At 41.4% G+C, this 25,289-nt stretch carries 26 protein-coding genes and 1 tRNA gene; 10 read left to right on the forward strand and 17 right to left on the reverse strand.

Features of this window, described 5'->3' with window-relative positions; all coding sequences use genetic code 11:
* Positions 1-3: 3 nt before the first annotated feature.
* Entirely contained in the window at positions 4-879 is an 876-nt protein-coding gene (locus AC1D0K_RS18010; RefSeq protein WP_477390509.1) for a diguanylate cyclase, read from the reverse strand.
* 732 nt (positions 880-1,611) lie between these two features.
* Here AC1D0K_RS18010 and AC1D0K_RS18015 point away from each other — a divergent pair.
* On the forward strand, positions 1,612-1,962 hold the full coding sequence (locus tag AC1D0K_RS18015; RefSeq protein ID WP_477390511.1) for a bleomycin resistance protein: 351 nt from the start codon (positions 1,612-1,614) through the stop codon (positions 1,960-1,962).
* Between the two features lie 94 nt (positions 1,963-2,056).
* Here AC1D0K_RS18015 and AC1D0K_RS18020 read toward each other — a convergent pair whose 3' ends face one another.
* Positions 2,057-2,686 (reverse strand): ATPase, encoded by a 630-nt coding sequence (locus AC1D0K_RS18020; protein ID WP_477390513.1) that lies wholly within the window; start codon positions 2,684-2,686, stop codon positions 2,057-2,059.
* A 1-nt stretch (position 2,687) separates the two neighbouring features.
* Positions 2,688-2,939 (reverse strand): hypothetical protein, encoded by a 252-nt coding sequence (locus AC1D0K_RS18025; RefSeq protein WP_477390515.1) that lies wholly within the window; start codon positions 2,937-2,939, stop codon positions 2,688-2,690.
* A gap of 301 nt (positions 2,940-3,240) precedes the next feature.
* Between AC1D0K_RS18025 and AC1D0K_RS18030 the strand changes: the two genes are divergently transcribed.
* Entirely contained in the window at positions 3,241-4,362 is a 1,122-nt protein-coding gene (locus AC1D0K_RS18030) for an alpha/beta hydrolase (protein WP_477390517.1), read from the forward strand.
* A 325-nt stretch (positions 4,363-4,687) separates the two neighbouring features.
* Here AC1D0K_RS18030 and AC1D0K_RS18035 read toward each other — a convergent pair whose 3' ends face one another.
* Together AC1D0K_RS18035 and AC1D0K_RS18040 are read right to left on the reverse strand one after the other, a co-directional pair.
* Complete coding sequence (locus AC1D0K_RS18035; RefSeq protein WP_477390519.1) at positions 4,688-5,773, reverse strand: class I SAM-dependent methyltransferase; 1,086 nt, start codon at positions 5,771-5,773, stop codon at positions 4,688-4,690.
* Between the two features lie 296 nt (positions 5,774-6,069).
* Positions 6,070-6,143: transfer RNA gene (locus AC1D0K_RS18040), tRNA-Pro, on the reverse strand.
* A gap of 306 nt (positions 6,144-6,449) precedes the next feature.
* Here AC1D0K_RS18040 and AC1D0K_RS18045 point away from each other — a divergent pair.
* The 4 genes from AC1D0K_RS18045 to AC1D0K_RS18060 are packed head-to-tail and all read left to right on the forward strand — an operon-like array spanning position 6,450 to position 11,190.
* Positions 6,450-9,779, forward strand: coding sequence for a DUF4175 family protein (locus tag AC1D0K_RS18045; RefSeq protein ID WP_477390521.1), 3,330 nt, complete (start codon positions 6,450-6,452; stop codon positions 9,777-9,779).
* Between the two features lies 1 nt (position 9,780).
* Positions 9,781-10,203: an ATP-binding protein gene (locus AC1D0K_RS18050; RefSeq protein WP_295720762.1), complete on the forward strand. Its 423-nt coding sequence runs from the start codon at positions 9,781-9,783 to the stop codon at positions 10,201-10,203.
* Positions 10,203-10,634, forward strand: coding sequence for an rRNA maturation RNase YbeY (gene ybeY / locus AC1D0K_RS18055; protein WP_477390524.1), 432 nt, complete (start codon positions 10,203-10,205; stop codon positions 10,632-10,634). The genes AC1D0K_RS18050 and ybeY overlap by 1 nt, the downstream gene beginning before the upstream one ends.
* Before the next feature lie 40 nt (positions 10,635-10,674).
* The gene (locus tag AC1D0K_RS18060; RefSeq protein WP_295720760.1) at positions 10,675-11,190 is read left to right on the forward strand and encodes a glutathione peroxidase; all 516 of its coding nucleotides are present in this window, start codon (positions 10,675-10,677) and stop codon (positions 11,188-11,190) included.
* Positions 11,191-11,337: 147 nt separating this feature from the next.
* Here the strand turns inward: AC1D0K_RS18060 and AC1D0K_RS18065 are convergent, their stop codons facing one another.
* From AC1D0K_RS18065 to AC1D0K_RS18120, 12 genes are all read right to left on the reverse strand, one after another.
* Positions 11,338-12,111: a hypothetical protein gene (locus AC1D0K_RS18065; RefSeq protein WP_477390526.1), complete on the reverse strand. Its 774-nt coding sequence runs from the start codon at positions 12,109-12,111 to the stop codon at positions 11,338-11,340.
* Positions 12,112-12,113: 2 nt separating this feature from the next.
* On the reverse strand, positions 12,114-12,443 hold the full coding sequence (locus AC1D0K_RS18070; protein WP_295720758.1) for a hypothetical protein: 330 nt from the start codon (positions 12,441-12,443) through the stop codon (positions 12,114-12,116).
* Between the two features lie 413 nt (positions 12,444-12,856).
* Positions 12,857-13,204: a 50S ribosomal protein L19 gene (gene rplS / locus AC1D0K_RS18075; RefSeq protein ID WP_295720757.1), complete on the reverse strand. Its 348-nt coding sequence runs from the start codon at positions 13,202-13,204 to the stop codon at positions 12,857-12,859.
* A 188-nt stretch (positions 13,205-13,392) separates the two neighbouring features.
* Complete coding sequence (locus tag AC1D0K_RS18080; protein WP_477390529.1) at positions 13,393-13,638, reverse strand: hypothetical protein; 246 nt, start codon at positions 13,636-13,638, stop codon at positions 13,393-13,395.
* 4 nt (positions 13,639-13,642) lie between these two features.
* A complete protein-coding gene (locus AC1D0K_RS18085) occupies positions 13,643-14,134 on the reverse strand; it encodes a hypothetical protein (protein WP_477390531.1) in 492 nt (163 codons plus the stop codon).
* 43 nt (positions 14,135-14,177) lie between these two features.
* A complete protein-coding gene (locus AC1D0K_RS18090) occupies positions 14,178-14,741 on the reverse strand; it encodes an RNA polymerase sigma factor (RefSeq protein ID WP_295720754.1) in 564 nt (187 codons plus the stop codon).
* A 153-nt stretch (positions 14,742-14,894) separates the two neighbouring features.
* Positions 14,895-15,569 carry a tRNA (guanosine(37)-N1)-methyltransferase TrmD gene (gene trmD / locus AC1D0K_RS18095; RefSeq protein ID WP_295720753.1) on the reverse strand — a complete coding sequence of 225 codons (675 nt, stop codon included), beginning with the start codon at positions 15,567-15,569 and terminating at the stop codon, positions 14,895-14,897.
* A gap of 104 nt (positions 15,570-15,673) precedes the next feature.
* Complete coding sequence (locus AC1D0K_RS18100) at positions 15,674-16,045, reverse strand: VOC family protein (RefSeq protein ID WP_477390533.1); 372 nt, start codon at positions 16,043-16,045, stop codon at positions 15,674-15,676.
* 93 nt (positions 16,046-16,138) lie between these two features.
* Positions 16,139-16,525: a VOC family protein gene (locus AC1D0K_RS18105; protein ID WP_477390535.1), complete on the reverse strand. Its 387-nt coding sequence runs from the start codon at positions 16,523-16,525 to the stop codon at positions 16,139-16,141.
* A 15-nt stretch (positions 16,526-16,540) separates the two neighbouring features.
* On the reverse strand, positions 16,541-16,741 hold the full coding sequence (locus tag AC1D0K_RS18110; RefSeq protein WP_295720750.1) for a helix-turn-helix transcriptional regulator: 201 nt from the start codon (positions 16,739-16,741) through the stop codon (positions 16,541-16,543).
* An 8-nt stretch (positions 16,742-16,749) separates the two neighbouring features.
* Positions 16,750-17,013: a hypothetical protein gene (locus AC1D0K_RS18115; RefSeq protein ID WP_477441497.1), complete on the reverse strand. Its 264-nt coding sequence runs from the start codon at positions 17,011-17,013 to the stop codon at positions 16,750-16,752.
* Between the two features lie 323 nt (positions 17,014-17,336).
* Positions 17,337-19,139, reverse strand: coding sequence for a M61 family metallopeptidase (locus tag AC1D0K_RS18120; RefSeq protein WP_477441499.1), 1,803 nt, complete (start codon positions 19,137-19,139; stop codon positions 17,337-17,339).
* A gap of 120 nt (positions 19,140-19,259) precedes the next feature.
* Here AC1D0K_RS18120 and AC1D0K_RS18125 point away from each other — a divergent pair, with 120 nt between their 5' ends.
* The 4 genes from AC1D0K_RS18125 to AC1D0K_RS18140 are packed head-to-tail and all read left to right on the forward strand — an operon-like array spanning position 19,260 to position 25,261.
* Positions 19,260-19,715, forward strand: a complete 456-nt coding sequence (locus tag AC1D0K_RS18125; RefSeq protein ID WP_477390541.1) for a MarR family winged helix-turn-helix transcriptional regulator — start codon at positions 19,260-19,262, stop codon at positions 19,713-19,715.
* A 10-nt stretch (positions 19,716-19,725) separates the two neighbouring features.
* A complete protein-coding gene (locus AC1D0K_RS18130) occupies positions 19,726-20,805 on the forward strand; it encodes an efflux RND transporter periplasmic adaptor subunit (RefSeq protein ID WP_477390543.1) in 1,080 nt (359 codons plus the stop codon).
* Between the two features lie 5 nt (positions 20,806-20,810).
* Positions 20,811-23,936 carry an efflux RND transporter permease subunit gene (locus AC1D0K_RS18135; protein WP_477390545.1) on the forward strand — a complete coding sequence of 1,042 codons (3,126 nt, stop codon included), beginning with the start codon at positions 20,811-20,813 and terminating at the stop codon, positions 23,934-23,936.
* Between the two features lie 5 nt (positions 23,937-23,941).
* Complete coding sequence (locus AC1D0K_RS18140) at positions 23,942-25,261, forward strand: TolC family protein (protein WP_477390547.1); 1,320 nt, start codon at positions 23,942-23,944, stop codon at positions 25,259-25,261.
* Positions 25,262-25,289: the final 28 nt, after the last annotated feature.

Raw genomic sequence — 25,289 nt, forward strand, 5'->3', positions numbered from 1 at the left:
AAATCAACCTTTGTTATTTTTTCCCTTTTTCTCAAGGTTTTCAATAAAAGAAGTAAGCTCTTTTGTAAAATCGTCAAGAATCAAAGCGGATACTTCCATATAACCTATTAGCTTTTTTAATGTGGCCGGAGAGCTTATAAATTGAGAAAGCATTTGTGCAATTCCCAATATATTTGCTACAGGTTGCCTTACTTTATGATGTGTCATAAACATCATTTCTTCAAGCCCCTGGATGTATTCCTTTAAAAAAACTTCTGTACTTTTTATTTTGTCGTAAGCTCTTGTTAACTCCTCGGCCTTTTTTTGTTTTTCATCATTTTGAACCACCAGCTCACGGTTGGCAACAATCAGTTCATCGGCGCGCTTCTGTTTTTCCTGGTTTTGGAATACAAGCTCATCATTGGCTATGATGAGTTCAGCGGCCCGCTTTTCTTTTTCAGAATTTTGAAAAGCGAGCTCTTTATTAGCAATGATTAACTCATCCGCGCGATCTTGTTTTTCCCGGTTTTGAAACTTAAGTTCATTATTTGCAATAATAAGTTCTGCGGCCCTATTCTCCTTTTCAGAGTTTTGAAACGCCAACTCTTTATTAGCTATAATCAATTCTTGTGCACGATTCTCTTTCTCGGAATTTTGAAAAGCCAACTCTTTATTGGCTATAATCAATTCTCTTGCACGATTCTCTTTCTCAGAGTTTTGAAACGCTAACTCTTTATTCGCAATTGCCAGCTCATTGGCCCGTTTTTCTTTTTCAGAGTTCTGAAAAGCCAACTCATCATTTGCTATTATTAATTCGGCTGCACGCTTTTCTTTTTCACCATTTTGAAACAGCAATTCTTTATTCGCAATTATAAGCTCCTCAGACGGTCCTTTATTCATGGCAACAGGTAATTGTGTATATAACTTTGAACATCGCTTAAAGCGATCACTATGCATTGCTGTTATCATCCCGACAACATGAGAACAACCAATTTAAACACATTCTTTTTATGATAACAAGATGTGGTTTAGCAATGAAGGATTAAAAAGTAAATTGATCAGAACATCAATCAACTGTAAATGAATTTTTATTAATGTGAAAATACTATTATTAATATTATAAAATGCCTCTTAAACGGCGAAAAATGGCTATAACTCTATTATAGATATTGGATATTAATTAAACTTATATGAGAATAATCAATACGCTATTTAAATTTAAATCCTCATAATTACAAATTGCCGAATTATTTCCAGTGTAGCGTCGTATCAATGCTGTTTTATTTAACAGTGTCCGCCGAAGTATTTTCCTGATTAGCCGCAATGAAGACATGTACGATGACAATCGATTGAAAATATGGCTAATTAAGGAAGGCGTGGTATCGAAGTAAAAAAGCCCCCCTGCTATCGCAGCTCGGAGGACTTTACCTAAACCTTATCACAATAAGGGCTTCGCCCTTTTTTGCGCTGCGAACATACCATAACCGTAATTAAATGAGTACAAGTGTCGATGAAAGGAATATATCTATCGATAAAATCTATGTCTGCCGCACGGAGTAGATTAACAACTTGCTATTCACAAGTTGTTAATCTACATTTGACTCTCGTAATGCCCGTTAAATTCTAATCAATATGCTTACAGACATCAATCCAAAACTACCAATGCGCGATAAAGCCATTACCAAGGATTTTTATTTAAACAAATTGGGATTTCAGGAATTTGGTAGTGCCGACTACGATGGTTACCTGATGGTGCAAAAAGATAGCATCCAAATTCACTTTTTTGAATTTAAAGACCTTGACCCAAAAGAAAACTATGGGCAGGTATATATCCGTACCAATGATATAGAGGAGTTTTACAATTTTGCCAGAAGCCAAAACGTTAACAGCACCAAGTTGGAGCATAAACTCTGGCAACAAAAAGAGTTTTCTATTCTTGACCCTGATAACAATTTGCTAACCTTCGGGCAAAGTTTATTATAAACAATAAATTTAAATAACCCAATCGTAGACTAAACAAGACAGTTTTAAAATTACTTTTTACAGGATTTCAAGAAATTGGTGTGTTAGTAGCCTGTTACGGAAATAACTGAACAATTGTAGGAAGATAATTGGCAAACCAAGTCGGTAGCTCATCCCGTTCAACATGAAACTCGACTTGCTTCTGAATAGTCTTAAATAAGATTCGATGGTTGATTTCCGAAGTATCCACGATGGTCAGGTCATCGATCAGAGAGTGATAAATATTTAATTTTTCGAGGTTCCCGTAAAAGTTATTATTTAAAGTTTGTGGATCAACATAATGACCACCCTCGGTTACCCTTTCTGTGACCCGGAATTGCGATAGCTCGGGATTTTCCAGACCGAAAAAGATAAGATGGACGCGATAATTTGCGTCTTTGAATAATTTCGGTTTTTCCCAGGTGGCATCATTGGTAAAATGACCTTCGTAAACATAATGATCACGGTTAGCTAATGCTCGTGTTGTCTGTTCTTCAAACAAATCTACCACGTATTCCAACGCGTCCTTTCGCGCATATTTAGCCGACCTGGTGATCGCCGGAAATAGTTCACTTAGTTTCCTGGTATAAAGTAAGTCGCCGTCGAAAACTGTATAATGCTGCGAAATCTCTTTTGGAAGGTAGTCCGGTCCGAGTGTGGATTTTCCGGCTCCGTTTGAACCCGTAATTATGTACAGGCTGGGCATGTTAAAATAGGTTTAACTCACGGCGTATAATCTGGGCCTGGCTATTGGTAAGCTCCTCAACTACCGCAAATGACTTTAAATTAGGTGCAACAGTAACAATCTTGATAGAATGATCAGGATATTCCAGATAACTTTGATTTTTAGGGAGCTTGTTCGACCATATCAAAAATGGCTTGCCATTATCCAGCTTCTGCCTTCTTAGCCGTCTTACAACGGTAGTGCCAATCACATTTAATTCTTCAATAGTACCCATTTCTTTCCATTTCTGTTATTCAAATATATCGATTTCTTAGCTAAATACAGGCATACGGGAGTCATTTGCTTTGAGGATGATGTGGAGATGAGGCGCAGAAATTTTATAGGTGTCATTATTTAACCACTTTTTTTTGCAGAACCTGAAGAAGCAGGTGGGCAAATTTGCGAATCCCCGTTCCCGGCACCCTTTCAAGAGCCTTTCAGTCAAAAATAAAATTAATCCCCTATTTTGATGCCGCAACTATAAATCCTAAATTTAAAACGCCGGCATAACCATCACCTACCTTAAATCAAGATAAATGAAACTAACCAAAATAATTAATCGCACCATAGTGTCTGGTATATTGTGCCACATGATATGGAATGTAAACCCGGCAATGGCCCAGGTGCCAATTCGCGACCCGCATACGCCCGGTTATGTATCGGCCAGGGAATTACCGGATGGCGCCATTCCTTCGCCCGACTCCAATGGAAATTTTATTATCGGCCCCACACATAATCCTGCACCAGAATCGATGGTACAAACTAATGTACCGCAAGGGACCGTTTACCGCTTTACCATAGATTCGAAGGACAGTCGGATTTATCCCGGCATTGCCCGGGAACCAAATACATTTGGCACGGCAGATCCGGCAAACCCTGCTAAGTTGATCGTTACTACAAGCCATCCTGATCCCTACATCCGCCAGGTGGCCGTGTATGTTCCCAAACAGTATGTAGCAGGTACTGCAGCACCGTTCATTGTTGGCGCCGACGGGCCAGACGACTTGCTTTTCACAGCATTAAACAACCTCATTGCCGAAGGTAAAGTACCGGCAATGATCGGCATCTCTATCGGCAACGGCAGCGGGGATGCACAAGGCAGTGAACGGGGCCTGGAATACGATACGATGAGCGGTGTATACGCCGAATTTGTTGAACATGAAATACTGCCCCTGGTAGAAAGCAAATGCCACGTAAAACTAACTAAAGACCCTTCAGGGCGTGCTACCATGGGTGGTAGTTCGGGCGGATCATGCGCCCTGATCATGGCGTGGTATCACCCGGAATGGTATCACCGTGTCCTCACCTACTCTGGTACCTATATAAACCAGCAATGGCCCTGGAACCCCGAAACACCGCAGGGCGCCTGGGGATTTCATGCACACATCATCCCGAAAAGCAAACCAAAACCATTGCGAATCTGGATGGAGGTAGGCGATCAGGACCTTTTTAATCCAAACATCATGCGCGACAATATGCACGATTGGGTGCTTGCAAATGAAAATATGGCAAATGTACTCGCGGCTAAAGGCTATCAATACCAGTTTGTTTTTGCCCGCAACGCCCGGCATGTTGATTATAAAGTAAAACAGCAAACACTTCCCGAAGCCCTGGAGTGGCTTTGGAAAGATTACCTCCCGGCGAAGGCTACGCGATAATAAAAATTTGTTAGAAATCAGGGACTATAGGGTATTCTCGAATACCGCCCCGCGCTACAGCAATTAACCGGCTTTTGATGAAAATTATCGAGGAGATTTCAAATCTCGAACCGGTTTTGCTTATTTTAATGGCTGGTAAAAAACGTATTTAATCAATTAGGCGATTCGAGATTAGTCCTATTCGGGCTACCTACCATCCGTAGACGGAATTGGACAATTCTCGAACTTTTTAGAGGATGCGAAAAATGTCAAAAACATACTAACTGAATCGAGTAATATGATCCCGTGTTGTGATGTCAGGCAATTTCTTATGTTCTGACAATTTTCATTTTTCAGCCGATATAATCAGGGAAGAACAATTCATTATAAGCCTTCCGTCGGTTAGCGTGCCATTGCAATCTGCCAGCAAATCAGCTTTTATTTTTTTACGCGCTTCTTCACTCAGGGTGCTTAATAACTGCACCACTGACTCAGACATTTCCGTTCTGTTCAGCCAATAATTTTCTGCAGTTCCAAAATCTACTGTGCTGAAAATAGTTTCTTCATTTACGTTTTTAAACCCGGCGTCCTCAAACAACTGTTTCATTAAACCGGGTGCGGCACACCGAAACATACCTGGTGCATTTACGGGTGGTCGTGGCATTTCAATATGTTTTGATAAAACTTTCGTCATTGTGGTATACCAATCATTCTTTTCTGCTCCAGCCCAAACACTGACCGCCATTTTTCCACCATTTCTACAAACACGAAATATCTCTTTTGCCGCCAATTGCATATCAGGGAAAAACATAAAACCCATCCGGCAACTTATTTTATCAAAAAAATCGTCACTGAATGGAAGGCTGGATACATCCGCCACTTTAAATTCGACATTATTTATATCCCGTTCCTGTGCATAAGCCTGTGCTATGACAAGCATTTCTTCAGACAGATCGGTCGCATACACTTTGCCGCCTTTTGCTATCGCTGCAATTGAAAATGCAGGCTCGCCTGTACCCGATGCAATATCCAGCGTTACATCATTCGTTTTTACATCCAGCGCTTTTATAATCGCAGCGCCCATTGGCTTTAAAAAGTTCATTGTAAATTCATCCCATTTTCTCCAGCTATGGGCCACTTTGTTCCACGTTTCTTTTTGTTCGTTACTAATGGCTTGCACTTGTTCGTTCATATAATATGTTTGGAATTGAGAAAGAAAACCAAAGATAGCAAGAAGTTGATGTTGTTGGCTGAAGTAACGTTTGAGAATGATTATTTTGTACATAAAAGCCTCGGTAGTTTTGTTACGTTGGAGGGAGGGGAAAAATACTACTCCTTGGCGCAAGGGCTTGAGTGGACTGGCGGCGAGGCGTTCGATGATTACATTAGATAACGTTGCAAAAATGTGCAAAACCGGAAAAACCAATTCCAAAATTAAGCTGCAATAACCGCTGATCCTGGCGACGATTCATATCAGATAACTACCTGATAATCTTTTGCAATTCCACTATTCATTCGTAAATTTAACTAAGCCAAAGGAACGACTAAGAACCGTTAACAATACGTTAACAGAAAAAAGACAGGCAGCTACTTTATATCGTAACAACCTGTTTATGAGGCAGCACAATTTTCTTTGATATAACTTGAATATATTGGGCTGGAATAAATCAAAAAAGCCTTTAAATCATAGATTTAAAGGCTTTTTGATAATGGTTGGTATCGCTTTTGTCGGGATGGCAGGATTCGAACCTGCGGCCTCCACATCCCAAATGTGGCGCGATACCGGGCTACGCTACATCCCGATTGATGTTGATTGGGGTGCAAATATATAATTTGTTTGGTGAATTCAAAGCAGATAATCAAATGCGATGGCATCTTCTTTCAAATAGCTTTGATATTTAGCCACATAGCATCTTCTTTTTATTTAAACTTACATTCGCGTTCAGCATTAATTGCTGAACCGATTGTCGGTATTTTAACACAGTATTGTTAAATATTATATGGGCTGCAGATAATACAATTGGTTTTTTTATCTTAACACCCTTGACAAATACAGTTTACCCAACCTTTTTCGTTTAATTGTGTATTTGGTACTTTAGCACTGAATTATGAAGTCTGCTGAAAATTATGAATTGCTAATTGGAAAGATAAACATCTTTATAAGAAAGTATTATTTCAATAATTTTTTGCGCGGATTAATATTTTTAGGAGCCGGTTTGTTTACGGCATACGTTGTTATCACACTCAGCGAATATTTTGGCAACTTTAACATACTTTTCCGAACCATCCTTTTTTATTTTTTCATCACCCTTAATATTGGTTTAATATGCTGGCTAATATTACCGCCATTGTTATCATGGGTTAAATTAGGCAAATCATTAACGCACGATGAGGCCGCGGAAATTATTGGCAGGCATTTTCATGATGTAAACGATAAGCTGCTCAACACCCTTCAACTTAAAAAATTAGCAACTGCCGATGCCAACCACAGCGCGCTTATCGAGGCGAGTATTGATCAGAAGATAGAATCATTAAAACCGGTAAGCTTTCCATCGGCTATCAACATCCGCGAAAACACTAAATATTTAAAATGGATATTAGCCCCGGTTGCTGTTATCATCATCATAGCGCTTGCCGCGCCCTCTGTTTTAACCGAAAGCACAAAAAGACTGATCAGGCACAATGAATATTTTGTACCGGTGGCGCCTTTTAAATTCAACGTACTCAATAAAACATTAGCTGTTGTTCAGGGCGATGACCTTAAGCTCGATTTAAAACTCGATGGCGATAAACTGCCTGCCGATATTTATGTAGAAACCGCCGGCAATACCTTTAAGCTGGATAAAGAAACCAATAGCCGCTTTCATTACCTGTTCACAAATCTTCAGCAAAGTACCCGGTTCAAACTTATCGGGAACGGCTTTACATCAGAACTCTATGAGATTAAAGTAAATCAGAAGCCTGCTTTATTGCATTTTGATGTGGAGCTGAGTTATCCTGCCTATCTGCGTAAAAAAAATGAAACCTTAGTAAACGCCGGCGACCTTGTAATACCCGCAGGCACCAATATTAAATGGCTGCTGCACACCCAATATGCAACCGGGTTACAGTTTTTAATGAACAATGTTCCCCGCCAGGTTGCCCCCTCAAGCACCGACTTTTTTGAACATAGCGAAAAGGTTTTCAAAAATGCCATTTATAAGCTTAGCCCCGTAAATACACAGGTAAACCATAGCGATTCGGCCACGTATCACATCAATGTAATTATGGATGAGGTGCCCGCAATCAGCGTTGCGGAGAAACCGGATTCGGTTAGCATGAAGTCGTTGTATTTCAATGGGAAAATACAGGATGACCATGGATTTTCGGCTTTAACATTCCACTATACTGTCCAGCCGTCCGGCAATAACAACAATCCAAAAACGTTTATAAAACGCGTGGAGGCGGACATGACACAAACACAGGCCGATTTCTTTTATTTCTGGAATTTAAAGGACATGGGGATCAATCCCGGCGATAGGGTGACCTATTATTTTGAGGTGGCCGATAACGATGCCGTAACCGGACCTAAAAAAGCCCGCACCGCCGAGCGTACACTGAATGTTCCCGACGCCGGGGAGATAAATAAACAGTTGAACGCGGGCACACAAGCTATCAAACAAAAAATGCAGTCGGCCATTAAGCTGGCAGGGCAGATTGAGCATGATTCGCAAAAGCTGAATCAATTACTGCTTAATAAAAACACCCTTTCATTTGACGAAAAGAAACAAGTGGAAGACCTAATGCAAAAGCGTAAGGATTTGGAAGATCTTGTAAAGGAAATTAAGGACGACAACAAGAAAAACCTATATAACCGCCAGGAAAACCAACAACAAAATGACGAGATATTAGACAAGCAAAAACAAATTGAAGACTTGTTTAACAACGTGCTGGATCAAAAAACAAAGGAACTTCTTAAAAATCTGCAGCAGCTATTGAATGAGCAGCAAAAAGATGCCACGCGGGATGAGCTATCTAAAATGCAGATGGATAATAAATCGTTAAAAAAAGAGCTCGACCGTATGCTGGAGCTTTATAAAAAGCTGGAGTTTGATCAAAAGCTGAATCAGCAGATAGATCAACTTAACAAGCTGGCAGATAAAGAACAAAAACTATCCGAAAAAACAAACCAGCAAGGCGCTAATCAGCAGCAATTACAGCAGGAACAGGATAAGCTAAAAAACGATTTTGAGGAGGTTAAAAAAGGGCTTGATGATCTGCAGAAAACAAATGACCAGGCAGAGCATAAAAACGACTTCCAGAACCCCGAAAAGGAAACCAAAAGTATAGAGCAACAAATGGATCAAAGCGCCGGCGACCTGCAAAAGAATAATAAGAGCAAGGCAAGCAAAGCACAACAGCAGGCCGCTAAAGAAATGCAGCAACTGGCCGGCAAGCTACAGCAGCAGGATGAGGAAGGCGAGAGCAAGGAAAATGCTATTGACGCCCAGCAACTGCGGGAGCTACTAAAAAATCTGGTGAACAGCTCTTTTAACCAGGAGAAGCTGATGCAAACATTAAAAAGCACCAACCCAACAGATCCATCTTATATTTCCCTTTCGCAAAGCCAAAAAGATATTAAGGATAACTTAAAAACAGCCGAAGACAGCCTATATGCACTCAGCAGGCGCATTCCGCAAATTCAATCTACCGTAAACCAGGAGATCAGCAGTATCAATACCCACATCGATCAGGCGCTGGATAACCTTGGCGACCGGCGCACTGCCGAAGCCAACCGCAACCAGCAATACGCCATGACATCCATGAACAACCTGGCCCTGATGTTGAGCGAAGCATTGGACCAGCTGCAAAAAATGATGAACAAGGGTAATGGCGGCAAGGGGAAACCGCAATCAATGTCTCAGCTATCAAAAATGCAGCAGCAGTTAAATCAAAACATGCAAAAAGCACGCGAGCAGATGCAACAGCAAGGCAACCAGGGCAAAGGCCAGCAAGGCAACCAGGGTAATATGAGCGAGCAACTGGCTCGTATGGCCCGCCAACAGCAGATGATACGGCAGCAGTTAGAGCAAATAAATCGTGAAGAAAATAAGGATGGAAAGGGCGGTTTAGGAAATTTAGATAAAATTTCGAAAGAAATGGAACAAACTGAGCATGATCTCGTAAACAGGAAGATTACAGATGAAGCGCTGAAAAGGCAACAGCAAATTCAGAGCCGATTATTGGAAGCTGAGAAGGCACAACAGGAACGCGAGCAGGATCAGCAAAGAGAAAGCCATAACGGTAAAGATATACCACCGGGGTACATAAAAGCACTGCAGGATTATCAGCAGCAGAGAGCAAAACAGACAGAACAGATAAGAACAGTATCTCCGGCACTTAATTTGTATTACAAGCAAAAAATAAAATCTTACTTTGATCAACTTAATGCCAAATAACATGGAACAGGCAAATGTTCAAACCGGCGAATTATACACGTTACAGCTACCTTCAAACCCGGAGAGCATAACGCAGCTTGAGGCGCTGATAGAAGAGATTGCTGACAAATATCATGTTGCCGAGGATACTTTCGCCAATATGATGACCTGCTTAAACGAAGCTGCTATTAATGCCATAATACATGGTAACAAACTGGATATGTCAAAAAAGGTAATCATTAATGCCGAGGTTGACTTAAAGCGCATTATATGGACAGTTACCGACGAGGGCGAAGGCTTTGACTACAACCACCTGGCCGACCCAACAGCTCCAGAGAACCTGGAAAGCCTTACCGGCCGTGGCGTGTTCATCATAAAACACCTTGCCGATCAATGTATTTTTAATACAGCCGGCAACGAAATTGAACTACATTTTAAAATATAATGCCTACTATCCAGTTTTTCGAAGAAGATCTCAGCTATAAATTAAAAGATAAAGCTAAGGTAAGGCAATGGATAAAAGATACTATTACCGCCGAGGGTTTTAAACTAAAAGAGCTTACCTACGTATTCTGTTCAGACGCATACCTGCTGCCACTTAATCAGCAATACCTTGATCATGACACCTATACCGATATCATCACCTTTGATAACAGCGAGGTTGAAGGAGATATAGTTGGCGATATTTTTATATCTGTTGAGCGCATTCGCGAGAACGCCGCGAAGTTTGGCATAACCGAAACAGAGGAACTTCACCGGGTAATTATCCATGGCGCGCTGCATCTTTTAGGCTACACAGATAAAAGTGTTGTTACAAAGAAAAAAATGACGCAGAAAGAGGACGAGTATTTGGCTAAGAGAATATTTATTAGCTAATTTTACTTAGATATTTCTTTAATCATCAATTATTTATACCATGAAACTAATTACGTTAATATTCGCCTTCTTTTTAATGTCGGCACCATCCTCGGTTTATGATTTCAAACTTAAATCTATTGATGGCGAAAACTTTTCCCTGGCCAAATACAAAGGCAAAAAAGTACTTATTGTAAATACAGCCTCCAAATGTGGCTTTACCAAGCAGTACAAAGATCTGGAAGCACTTGCCGAGAAATACAAAGGCAAACTGGTAGTAGTTGGCTTCCCTGCAAACAATTTTGGCGGACAGGAACCTGGCACCAACCAGGACATCAAAACCTTTTGTAAAGAAAACTTTAATGTTACTTTCCCTATGAGTGGCAAAGTAAGTGTATTAGGGCTGGATATCGATCCATTATTCCAATACCTTACAACAGCACCAAACCCAGAGTTTACAGGCGACATTAAATGGAACTTCGAAAAATTCCTGGTAGATGAGAACGGTAAACTGATCCACCGCTTCAGGTCACAAACTACCCCATTATCAGACGATATTACAAAATATCTTAACTAAGGTTAGCTGACGTATAATAGAATTAGTGAGGCTCCGGTTTACCGGGGCCTTTTTTGTTGGTGAATTTTATTATACCAACAAAAGTTCAATTAAGCATATCACTTTGATTTTGGATTGCAGCTTAATTTCATTTGAAAGAGTTATATATCAGAACTTAATCCAGATAAAATTTTCATTATTTACAATGCGTATAACGCTATCAACTTTAATAACCTGGTCTTTATTAATACCTCCCACCCAGGGTTGATTAACCCATCCTTTGCCTGGAACATACTGAATTTCGCCCTTTCTGATATTTGTAGGTACAATGCATTTGACTAATTGGCCTCGTTCCGGAAAATCATCTCCATTTTCCGTTGTGAAATTTTGTTCCGACCATTTTCCATTATTATATATTCCATAGTATGCATAGCCGCTTTTTTGTGGTTTTGCAATAAAACGTTGAATGCTATCAATCGAGGCCTTTTTCTTCGTAATACTTTTAAAGGTTGATTTAACAGAATCTTTAAACCCGGGATCAACCTTTTTAAAAGTATTAGTTGATGATACGTATTGGTTTAATGCGGCAGCAACATGATAATTACTGTCAACGGTCTTTTTAATACGATTAAAGTTAGTAGCGAGATTCTGGGAATCCGTAGCCGTTGGTAAGTAGATTGTTTTGCCTGGGATATTGTTCTTTAATAGTACGTTAAGTTCTTTTTTGCTTTCGGCATCTTTTTGCTCGAAATAAAGAGATCCTCCAAACACTAAAACCAGAATGCTTATACTTATTATAGCCGGGAAGTACTTCTTTAGCTTATTTTCCGCGGTTGGTGACTCCTTTAAATTATTGCTAAGGGCGCCTATTCTGAAGAAAATATACGCTACAATTGCCAGGAAGACAATAATTAGCAACACTGTTAATGCTTGTAATTTCATAATTATAATGAATTATTAATTACATTAGATGGATTACGTTTAAGCATAGCCAACAGGGAGCCTGACCAACTAAGACCAGAAAAAACACCTGTTTTGGGATCATTTGGAGATATGAGCACTACTGCAAGGATTGTACCGATGATCGGTAAAACAATAAAATCTAATCTATTGTAAAAGGTATCTGATTGGTTTGGTATTACCCCTCGCAAAAACACCTTGGAGCCTTGAAAGCTTTTGTCATATAAAGACAAAACATGCCCAATTAATGAACCTATCCATACAAAAAAGTATGGCCCTATAGTAATTTCCTGAAATAATTTAAAAAATTCCATAGCCATCAATTTTAATAACTAAAATTATGGAATAAGATTCTTAATATCAAGAAGTTAAATAAACTCAACCGACTTTCCATTCCAGCTGCTTGTGTCTTCACAAACAGCTGCTCAACTAATGTGGCATAGAGGTTTGTGGGGTACACAAACTACGGGAACAGAGGCCTTACAAGCTATGAGAATGCGTTTTTATACACTTAAAAACAACCATGTCTTAGCAACCCAACACAGTATCTATCAAACGGCATTCATAAGCGCCACAAATCACTCCCCATAGAAAATCCCTACACAGCGTGGCAAGTTTACAAAAGCAGCATATTCTAATTTTCACCATTAAAAAGGCCTTTCCCGATAAATCAGAAAAGGCCTTTTTAAAAGCTTTTGTATGCCCTCTTAAAAAAGAGGAAGGGTAATTAAACTCTTTTTGATTTGATACGAGCTGCTTTACCGGTAAGGGCACGCAGATAGTACAATTTAGAGCGACGCACTTTACCGTGACTGTTCACTTCAATTTTATCAATGTTTGGAGAGTTAATAGGGAAGATACGCTCAACACCTATACCATTAGAAACTTTACGAACGGTAAATGTCTCTGAGTTACCTGCACTGTTACGTTGTATAACAACACCCTGGTAAACCTGGATACGTTCTTTGTTTCCTTCTCTGATTTTATAATGCACACTTACAGTATCACCAGCCTTAAAGGAAGGAAACTGTCTTTTTTCTATTGATTGCTCTTCAACAAATTTTACTAAATCCATGATTTTTAGCTCTTAAAGCGATTTTTAGCCCGTAAAAATCGGATTGCAATTATAGGGATTATTTTTTATAAATGAAAGTCTATTTTAAAAATTTCCACAATTTGTATTTTGTTAACAATTTGATGGTGATTATATTGATTCTGCGAGCCGTTCATTTCCATTATTGGCAAACCTGCTTCCAAATATAATTATTCTTCTAAAATCTCCGCCTCTGTCCTTTTTTCGGTAAAGTAGGCTACCAGGGTGTACACCAAACCAATAATAAGCAGATTAAATACAAAGTTAATGAGCGTATCGCTTACCGAATGTGAGCGCCTATCTATGTCAATAAATGTATAAACAGCATAGGCAAATGCAATAACCAATATTACCCAGCCCGCAACAGCTGCAGGAAGGTAAATAATTCCTTTACGGGTGAACCAGTTTAATTTCATGATTTTAATTGTTAATGGAGATGCTTTCTGTCATAACATAACTTATAAAAACAAACACGATAGCCAGGCTGATCAGGATAAGCAAAATGTTCCAGCGCTTTATTTTTAGGGTGATCCTGAGCTCCTTTACCTTACGCCGGCTGGGATCAATATGCTGAACCTGTACATGCAAAATGGATAGTACATTAATAATAATGCAGATGACAGGCAGAAAAAACAATACTATTGGCCCCAGGACATCTATAAAAGGAGTTTTTGCAAGGCCAGACATTAAGGTAAACATGGCCGCGAACCAACCCATCCTGAGATGAAAAAAGTAGAACATAAAAACGCATAATAAAAAATAGCAGGGCACTGCCACCAACCAAACCCCAAGTGCCGCCGATCGCTCCGCATTCATGATGGCCATTTTCACCGTATTTTGATGTTGGGAAGGGTTTACATCCGGTACTTTTAAGTTTTCCATTTGCTGTAAAAAATCATCGTTATTTTTCATGTTAATTACATTAATAATGCATTAATTGATTTTGGTTGCATTGCTACAACATGTTTCTTAATTTTTCCAGGCCGCGGGATAATAATGATTTTACCGTTCCTTCATTTTTCCCCAGGATCTCGCTGATCTCGGTATTGGTTTTTTGTTCAAAATAGCGCAGCGCCACCACTTCCTGGTACTTAACATCAAGCTTAAGCAGGTTTTGGCGTATTAGGTTATAATCATCGTAGGCTTTAATTTCCTGCTCCATTATTTCCCGCTCGTTCTCTGCATTTTCATGAAGCAGCTTCTCCATCTGGGGGTTCTCCAGCAACTGCTGTAACGATTGGGGCTTGTATTTGCTACTGCGATAATATTGGTTAAGCTCATTGGTGGCAATCCGATACAGCCAGGACGACAAGCGAATACCCCGCCACTGAAAATTGCCAATTTTGAGGAAGGCCTTTAAAAAAGTTTCGGCGGCAATATCTTTTGAAAGATCATAATCGCCGGTACGGCGCATAACGTAACCAAACACAGGCTTGTACCACACATCAAACACCTGCCCAAAAGCAGCCGGATCCGTTCGGCATTGTTCAATAAGCTGGGCTTCCTGGTGGGGGTTCATAGTTGCAACATCCCTGTAATGCAATAGGCATCATTTGGTTGCAATCTAATTTAGGGAAAGTGAATGGTTTTTGTTTGATTGGCTGGCTTTGCTGACAGGATGATAAAATTGTGAAAACTAATCCACCACTCACCCAATCAACTACTCACCAATTTACTCCAACAAATCCGGCCTGCGGGTTTTGGTTCGCTCCAAAGCCTGCTCAAACCGCCATTTTTCAATTTCGGGCGTGTTGCCGCTTAACAGGATATCAGGCACCTTGTAGCCATTCCAGTCGGCAGGGCGGGTATATACAGGGGCATCAAGCATATCGTCCTGGAACGAGTCGGATAGCGCCGATGTTTCATCACTTAATACACCGGGGATCAACCGAACAATGGCATCCACTAAAACGGCTGCTGGTAGCTCGCCACCCGATAGCACATAATCGCCGATTGAAATCTCGCGGGTAACATAAATATCACGGATGCGCTGATCAATCCCTTTATAATGTCCGCATAAAATAATGATATTCCCTTTGCTGGATAGCTGGTTAGCTATAGCCTGGTTAAGCCGCTCCCCATCTGGCGACATAAATATCACCTCGTCATACTCCCTTTCGGCTTTAAGCTTTTCGATGCAGGCCGCAAACGGAGGTATGGTCATCACCATGCCACTGCCACCACCGTAGGGGTAATCATCCACGCTTTTTTGTTTGCTGGTAGAGTAATCGCGCAGGTTATGCACGTGAATTTCGGCTATGCCCTTTTTTTGGGCACGTTGCAAAATGGAGTGTGCAAATGGACTTTCCAGCAAGCCGGGCAAAACAGAAATGATATCGAAACGCATGTGCAAATGTGCAAATTTCAGATTTCAAATGTGCAGATGATGAAAAGAAATGGTTGTATTGAAGCTTCCGCGTCAAAAAAAACGTTTTCTAAACATCCTAACTCCTATCCCCTATGCTGATAAATCCCCCATAAATTCCCCGCCGGGTCGGTAAAGTGGGCGGTGATCTCCGGGAAATCTTTTCCTATGGGTTGGGTCACCGTTCCGCCGTTGGCTGCTATGGCCAAAAGCGTAGCTTCCGCATCGTCAACCATAATGGAAATAAGCAGGCCTGCTGCTGTCATCGGCTCCCGCCCGGTTACCCACATACCGCTTACCTGGCCAACGCCGTCATCAAAAGATGCAAAACCCTCGTTGTTAGTCCGGATTTGCCAGCCAAATGTTTTTTCAAAAAAAGCCGATGATACGGCAATATCATCGGCCGGGATTTCGATGTAACAGATCTTGCCGTTACCATAGGTAGGTTCGTTTGCCATGGTTAGCTAATTTATATGCCTAAATACCTTTTGTCTTGCAAAATACTTCTTGTCTTGATTCCTGACTCTTAATTCTTGACTCTAATCTATTGCTCAAATAACAGCCTGAATCTGCCAGCGGTGGCCGAACGGATCCTCAATCTCGCCTTGGCGGTAGCCATAGTCATAATCCTGCACTGCAGATTTGATGGTGGCTCCCGCAGCAACAGCCTGCGCCATAACCGCATGCACATCATCTACAAAAAGGCCTATAGTTACCGATGGCTTATTTTTTTCCAAACTGAAAAAACCAGAATATGGGGTTTGTTCATGCAGGTGAAACATCGCGCCATTGATGGATAGTTCGGATACATGAATAGTGCCATCATCGTTGCCGAAACGGCGTAGCTCTTCGGCCCCAAAAGCATTAATATAAAAGCTGATATCTGTAACCCCGTTGGGTATAGCCAGCATGGGTGCAAAAATTGGTTTGTCTTTCATAATTATACGGTTTAATTAATCCTCGTCATCCAACGTAAAAATATCTTCAACGGCCTTGCCAAACACCCGCGCTATTTTCATAGCCAGCACAGTTGATGGCACGTATTTGTTGCTCTCAATGGTGTTTATAGTTTGGCGCGATACCCCTACCCTTTCAGCAAGGTCGGCCTGGGTAATGTTTTTGATAGCGCGCTCTACCCTTATATTGTTTTTCATGACTGTACTTATTCCTTAATTAAACGGTTATTCTGGAATATCTTCCACCTGAAACGGATAATAAAAAACACAAGGGGAACCAGTAAATTTAAAAACAGGATATGCTCGGTATCTGTAGAAAAAACCAAACTGATGATCAGAAATAAATAATTCACATACACCGCCCATTGTAACGAGTCGAGCCGTAATTGTACTATTTGTTCATCTTCAATTTTCTCCTTTGAAAATGCAGCAATGAATAAGCCAATAGCCATCAATAACGTGGTCGACATAAAAAAAAGGTGCCGGCCATTAAAAATGCCCGTATCCACCTCATCCCCCGTGAACACCCATTAGCTGTTTTTTGTACAATACAAAAGGGATGTGCACAAATACCAAAAAGTAACCTAAATACCGGCCCCAGTAAGGGAATAAGAATAATGGCTTCATAATTGTAAAGTTTGGCTTACCAAATGTAAAACAAACTTTACAAAATTCAAATATATTCCAAAAGTTTTTTAGTGCCTGATAACATCCTGTTTTTCTTAATCTGCCGTCCGGACACAAAAAAGGCCGGCGAATAAACAGCCGGCCTTCAAATTTTTCTAAGTCGTAATTACAAACTCAACCACTTTTTCCTTACAGCCAATTGCGGCATGGTCGGGTTATCTATTGATACAATCTTATATTTTACCCTTGCGTTTCTTAGCAGGGTAACCGGCAAAGTAATGTTTTGGCCGTCGCGGTTTACGGTTACCTCTATTTTATCCCCAGTTTTTTTGCCGTTTATCATGGTAGATGCATCGGTAATGGGGTTTCCATCAATGGCTGTTATTTCGTCGTTTACGTTAATGCCATCAATGTAAGCCGCGGTGCCGCGGATTACATTGGTAACCATTACTTTTTTAGCAGCTGTTGTACCGGTAACTACACCAAGAGCCGCGTCATTATTATCGGCCAGCTCATCAACTATTTTGTAACCTGCATAGCCCAGGTATTTGTTATAATCAACCGGATCAACGCCGTTAATGTATTTTTTATAAAAATCATCCAGCTTTTTACCGGCAAACATTTCAAACGCCTTTTTAAACTCGGCATCTGTATAGCCGCGTTTTTTAGTTTTGTAGTAAGTGGTGTACATATATTTCATCACATCATCAAGCGAGTGTTTTCCGTTTGAGTTATTGATGATCTCCAGGTCGAGCATCATGCCTATTATGGCCCCTTTTGTATAATAGGATATAGTAGTATTGTTGGAGTTTTCATTAGGGCGATAGGCCTTGATCCAGGCATCAAAGCTCGATTCGGCCACGCTCTGCACATCTTTACCCGGCAGGTTTTCCAGTACATTAAACTCATTGGCTATTTGATCCAGGTAGTTTTCTGGCGGATAAAGATTGGTACGGCGTACGGCTATTTCCTGGTAGTACTCTGTAAAACCTTCGGCTATCCAAAGGTTAGTAGTATAATTCTCGTTATCATAATCAAACGGACCTAATACTATTGGCCTCAGGCGCTTTACATTCCACAAGTGAAAGTGCTCATGAGCTACCAGGCCCAGGAAGCCCTGGTATCCTTTTTCGTTACTATAATTATCACGCGATGCACCTAAAACTGTTGAGCTCAAATGCTCAATACCGCCACCGCTACGCAAGTGATTGTGTACTATAAATGTATAATGCTTATTAGGGTTTTCGCCAAATATGGCGGCCTCCTGCTCCACAATAGCATGCATATCTTTTTTAAGGCGCTCCTTATCATAATTACCGCCACCATACATACACACCTCATATTTAACGCCCGATACATCAAACCCAAAAACATCCTGGTTTCCCACCTCGATAGGTGAATCGAACAGGATATCAAAATTAGGCGAATGCCTTACAAATAGATCGCCGTTTACCATATCTAAACTGGTAGAAACTTTAGCCCAGTCTTTATAAGGTTTTATAGTAATTGTTGATGGCGAATGCAGCATGTTAGCCGGGTAAATAAATATCCCCGATGTTGACATAAAAGCATGTGAGGCATCAATATAGCTGGTACGCACTGATATTTCGTTAGCGTAAACGCGGTACCTTACTGTTACCTCGTCTATATTTTTTGTGTTGATGCGCCAGGTATTTTTATTGATCTTGGGCGAAGCCACAATTTTGCCATTTATATTGGCACTGAAAGCTTCAATATTTTTGGCAAATTCCCTTATCAGGTATGAGCCCGGCGTCCAAACGGGCATTTTTAGGTCGAGTGCATTTTGCTTTAATCCTGTTATATGCATTTCGATATCAGCATAGTGGGCTTGCGCCTCCGGAAAAGAAACAGTGTAAAATATGTTTGCAGTAGTTTGAGCCTCACTGGCAGATAAATTCATAAATAGTAAAATTAATGATACAGTCGCGGTCAGCTTAATTAGTTTCATGCTCGCAAGTTATAAAAATTATAGTTTTTTAAAATATCTGCCCTTTAAGCACTTGTAAAATGGTTGATACATGCAACTATTAATCTTTATAGCAGGTTATGTTTGCAGGCACATATTAAAATGAAGTTAGTTGAACCCATATCCCGGAAACTCATACGCATAGGTAAATTGTACCTTAACGTGCTGGCCAGGCATACCGCCCACCTTGATGTTACCCGGTATCATTTTATTTTATCGCTGATATACAACCATGATGGGCAGCTTACGCAAAACGCATTGGCGCAGATATTGGATAAAGATAAATCGGCGATGGTGAACATCATTAATATGCTTACCGCCAAAGGCTTTGTTTACCGCGAAACCAACCCCGTTGACCGGCGCGAACATTTGCTTAGGGTTACCGAAAAAGCAAAACTCGCCGTACCGCAAATAGTGGCAACATTTGAGCACATTAACTCAGATATCACCAAAGGGATCTCGGCCCATGAAATGAAGATCTTTGAAAGCGTTTTGCAAAAAATGCAAACCAATATAAAACCCCAAACAACCGAACCAATTTTAAAAATCACAAAATGATTAATACAATATGAGATCAAGGTATATCATTTACATAGCGCTGGCTTTGCTGGTTGCTTTTTTAGTTTACAATAAGTTTTTTAGCCAAAAAGCCAAAGAAACCGCTGCGGCAAACGCTGGCGGCAAAAGCGGCAAAAAGAAAAACGGTCCTGTATCAGTCAACATCATGATTGTAAAGGATACCGCCGTAAACAATATTATTGATGTAACCGGTAGCATTGATGCCAACGAAAAAGTGAACCTGGTAAGCCAGACTGCCGGCAACATTACAGGTATTTATTTTAACGAGGGCAGCAAGGTGCAAAAAGGGCAACTTTTAGTTAAAGTTTATAACCAGGACCTGGAGGCATCACTGGCACAAAACCAATACCAGGTAGCACTGGCCAAACAAATAGAGTTTCGCAATAAAGCCTTGCTGCAAAAAGAAGCCATCAGCCAGGAAGAATATGATACATCTTTAACTTCGCTAAACACCCTGAAAGCCGCTGCCGATGTAATTAAAGCGCAGATAAGCAGAACCGAGATCCGTGCGCCATTTTCGGGCACAATCGGTTTACGCAATGTTAGTCCGGGTAGTTATTTATCGCCGGCTTCACCTATCGCGCAGCTTGTAAATATTGATCCGGCAAAGCTTACCTTTTCTGTTCCTGAAAGGTACATTTCTATACTTGGAGTGGGCAGCAAAGTGAGGTTTAATGTCGAGAGCTCAAGAGAAAACTTTACCGGCACAGTATACGCCATTGAACCTTCTATTGATGTTAACTCGCGCACTATTACCGTACGCGCAAAAGCACCCAATCCAAATGGCGCATTAACTGCAGGTGGCTTTGCTAAAATAAACCTGACGCTCGATCAAATCCCTAAAACTATTCTGCTACCAACCCAGGCCGTTATACCTGATTTAAAAAGCAGCCTGGTTTACGTTTATCACAATGGCGAGGCCATTACCCGGGCTGTAAAAACAGATCTGCGAACCGATACCAAAATACAAGTTATAGATGGCTTAAAGCCCGGCGATAGTGTTGTAATATCGGGCCTTATACAAATGCGACCAAAAGTTCCTTTAAAAATTATTAAAGTTATTAAGTAACCATTATGAGTTTATCCTCAGTTAGTATAAAAAGGCCGGTATTGGCAACAGTAATGTCTGTGGTTATTGTTGTATTTGGTATCATAGGCTATAAATTTTTAGGAGTAAGGGATTTCCCTTCGGTTGACCCGCCAATTATTTCTGTATCCACCAGTTACTCTGGCGCCAATGCGGATGTAATAGAATCGCAGATAACCGAGCCTTTGGAGAAATCCATCAACGGCGTACCAGGTATCCGTAATATTTCCTCAACAAGTTCTGTTGGGCAAAGTAATATCACGGTTGAGTTTGACCTTGATGCCGACCTTGAAACCGCAGCGAATGACGTGCGCGATAAGGTTGCACAGGCACAGCGCCAGTTGCCACAGGATATAAATGCGCCGCCGGTAGTTACCAAAGCCGATGCCAGCGCCGATCAGATAATTACCCTTACGGTAAGCAGTAATACCCGTAACATAACCCAGCTGGATGACTATGCCGAGAACGTATTACAGGAAGGTTTGCAAACCATCCCCGGTGTAAGTACCATTAACATACAGGGCCAGCGGCAATATGCCATGCGCTTATGGATAGATCCCACCAAGTTATCGGCCCTGGGCCTTACCGCTACCGATATTGGAGCTGCCCTGGCCAAGGAAAATGTGGAGCTGCCAGCCGGTAAAATTGAAGGTAATAATACCGAAGTAACCATCAGGGCTCTGGGTAAATTATCAACAGAAAAGGATTTTAACAACCTCATTATTCGTGCCGATAGCACCCGGGTAATCCACCTTAGCGATATTGGTTATGCTGTTTTGGGGTCAGCAAATGAAGAAACCATATTTAAAGAGTCGGGGGTGCCGATGGTGGCCCTGGCCCTTGTGCCACAACCCGGCGCCAACTATGTACAGATAGCCAAAGATTTTTATACCCGGCTGGAGCAGATCAAAAAAGATCTCCCGCCAGATATATCTGTGAAAGTGGCGCTGGATAATACCCGGTTCATCAATCAATCCATTACCGAGGTGCAGGAAACGCTTCTTATCTCGTTTGTGCTGGTAGTTATCATCATCTACCTGTTCTTCAGGGATTGGCTGATCGCTTTTCGCCCGCTGATTGATATCCCGGTATCATTGATTGGAGCCTTCTTTATTATGTATGTTTTCGGCTTTTCTATCAACATATTAACCCTGCTGGGTATTGTACTGGCAACGGGGCTGGTGGTGGATGATGGTATTGTTGTAACAGAAAACATCTACAAAAAAGTAGAGGCCGGTATGGCTATACGCAAAGCGGCTTTTGAAGGTTCTGCCGAGATCTTTTTCGCGGTAGTATCCACATCGGTTACATTGGCGGCAGTATTTTTACCCATCGTGTTTTTACAGGGCTTTACGGGCAGGTTGTTCCGGGAGTTTGCAGTAGTGGTTGCCGGGGCGGTATTAATATCGGCCTTTGTATCCCTGTCATTAACACCGATGCTGAATGTTAAGCTGATCCGCAAGAGCAACAAAAAATCTAAGTTTTACGAAAGAACAGAGCCATTCTTTGTTAACATGACCAATTCATATACAGAAACATTGGTTAAGTTTATGAAGGTGCGGTGGGTATCGTTCGTGATCCTGATCGTATCCATAATCATTATCGGGGTACTTGTTAAGGTGATTCCATCAGAACTTGCTCCTTTGGATGACCGCAGCTTGTTACGCTACAGTGTAACCGGATCTGAGGGGGCCACCTATGAGTACATGACTAAATATATGGATAAGGTGGCCAACATCGTTGAAGACTCCATCCCCGAAGCTAACATCAACCTTGAAATTGTTTCTCCATCCTTTGGTGGTGGTGGCTCGGCCAACTCTGGCTTTGGTCGTATTGGTCTGGTTGCTCCTGATAAACGGGAGCGCACACAGCAGCAACTTGCCGACTGGATGAATAAAAAGCTGAGTAAAATGCCCGATGCCCGCGCTATTGTGGTACAGGAACAAACAATAAGTGGTGGAGGTAGCGGCGCGCGTACCTCATTGCCGGTACAATATGTTATCCAGAATCAGGATTTTGAAAAGATCAGGGCCGTATTACCTAAGTTTTTTGCAGAAGTATCCCGGAGCCCTGTTTTCCAGGGAACGGATGTGAACCTTAAGTTTACCAAGCCCGAATTGAGGGTGGTTACCGACCGCGACCGGGCGCGTGACCTTGGCGTTTCTGTAGATGACATTGCCCAAACTTTACAATTATACTATAGTGCAGGCCGCTTAGATTACTTTTTGATCAACGGAAAGCAATACCAGGTAATTGCCCAGGTTGACAGGGCCAACCGCGATCAGCCGCTCGATCTGAGATCGGTTTATGTGCGCAGCAGCAAAGGCGGATTGGTACAGCTGGATAACGTGGTAAAAACAACCGAAGGTGCAACTCCCCCGGCTATTTACCACTTTAACCGTTACAAATCTGCCACGGTACAGGCAGGTTTAGCACCAGGCAAAACCGTTGGTGATGGTATTGCCGAAATGGACCGCATCTCTAAAAGCTTACTTGATGAAACATTCAGCACCGCGTTAAGCGGGCCATCGCGCGATTATGCAGAAGGATCATCAAACATCCTGTTTGCATTTGGCTTTGCCCTTTTATTGATATACCTGGTACTTGCGGCGCAATTTGAAAGCTTTATGGATCCTTTCATCGTGATGCTCACCGTGCCATTGGCTATTTCGGGTGCATTCATGTCCTTATGGCTATTTAACCAAACACTTAATATTTTCAGCGAAATCGGGATAATTACGCTGGTGGGGCTGGTAACCAAAAATGGTATCCTCATTGTTGAATTTGCCAACCAGCGTATGGAACACGGTATTACCAAATATGAAGCCGCCGTTGAAGCTGCCACCGCCCGCTTACGCCCTATTTTAATGACCAGTTTGGCCGTTGTGTTAGGTTCTGTACCTATCGCGTTTGCACTGGGAGCCGGGGCAAAAAGCCGGGTATCCCTGGGTATAGTAATCATGGGTGGTATGTTGTTTTCCCTGGTATTAACTTTATACATCATTCCAATGATGTACGTGATCTTTGCTTCAAAAACACGCCACGACCCTGAAGAGGAGCCGGAAGAAGAAATCAAAACAGAGAAAAAACCAAAACTTATTGAAAATTTTTAAGCGATATGATCATTAAAAAAATAGCTTTCCTGTTTTTTTGCTGTACCTTTTTGGGTATAAACACATGGGCACAGGATGCGCCGCTGCTTACATTAAAAGATGCGGTTGAAATAGCTTTGAAAAACAATTACAACATCAAGCTATCGCAAAACAATAAAACCATTGCCGCCAACAACGTTACGTTGGGCAACGCGGGTATTTTACCACAGGTGAACGGCAATTTTGCATCTACCAACAGCAGGCAAACCACCAAACAAACCCGTAGCGACGGCTCGGTGAATAACATCCACAATGCGGCAAACTCTGGTATCAATTACGGCGTTGCCCTTAACTGGACTATTTTTGATGGCTTTAACATGTTTGCCACTTATGATCAGTTGCAACAACTGGATAAACTTGGCGCTTTACGCTTGCAGGATACTATACAAAATACCGTTGCCAACGTGATAGGCACCTACTATGACCTCATTAGCCAAAACGAACAAATAAAAGCATTAAAGGGGGCCATTGATATTTCGCGCACACAACTGCGTTATGCCAATGATAAATTTCATGTTGGCCGGGCATCAAAGCTGGATGTTTTAAACGCGCAGGTAAACTTAAATACCGATACCGCCAACCTGGTTACGCAATTCCAGATGTTTAAAACCACCAAAATTTTGCTCAACCAGATCCTGGTTCGTGATCTTCAGACAGATTTTTCTGTAGCAGATACCATTATTGTAGATGAAAAGTTACTGTTGGGCGATATTTTAACCAACGCTCAATTACAAAACCCAACTATATTATCTACACAAATAAACCGCCGACTGGCCGAGATCAACCTGAAACAGGTACGCGCTACCCGCTATCCCCAGGTGGCTGTAACATCGGGGTATACTTTTAGCGATAATAAAACACCTGCAGGCTTTACTTTGCAGCAAAATACTCATGGCTTAAATTACGGCTTAACAGCCACCATCAACATTTTTGATGGCTTTAACCAAACCCGCCGCGAAAGGAACGCCAAAATCCAGATAGACAACGCAAACATCAACGCTAAAAAAATTCAACTGAATGTAGAAACGCAGGTGAACAGTCTGTATGCTTCCTACCTATCAGGCCTTGACCTGATTAAACTGGGGCAGGCAAACGTGGTGATAGCCAAGAAAAACCTTGACATTTCGCTGGAAAAATATAAGCTGGGCAACATCACCCCGCTCGAGATTCGGGAGGCTCAACGTAATTACCTTGATGCACAATCAAAGTTTTTTGCAGCCCAATACCAGTCAAAACAGGCAGAAATTACCCTCAAACAGATCACAAACAGCATAAACATTCAATAAAAAAGCATATTTTTTAATTTACTTGTAA

It is taken from the genome of Mucilaginibacter sp. P1_A3 (assembly GCF_056406855.1).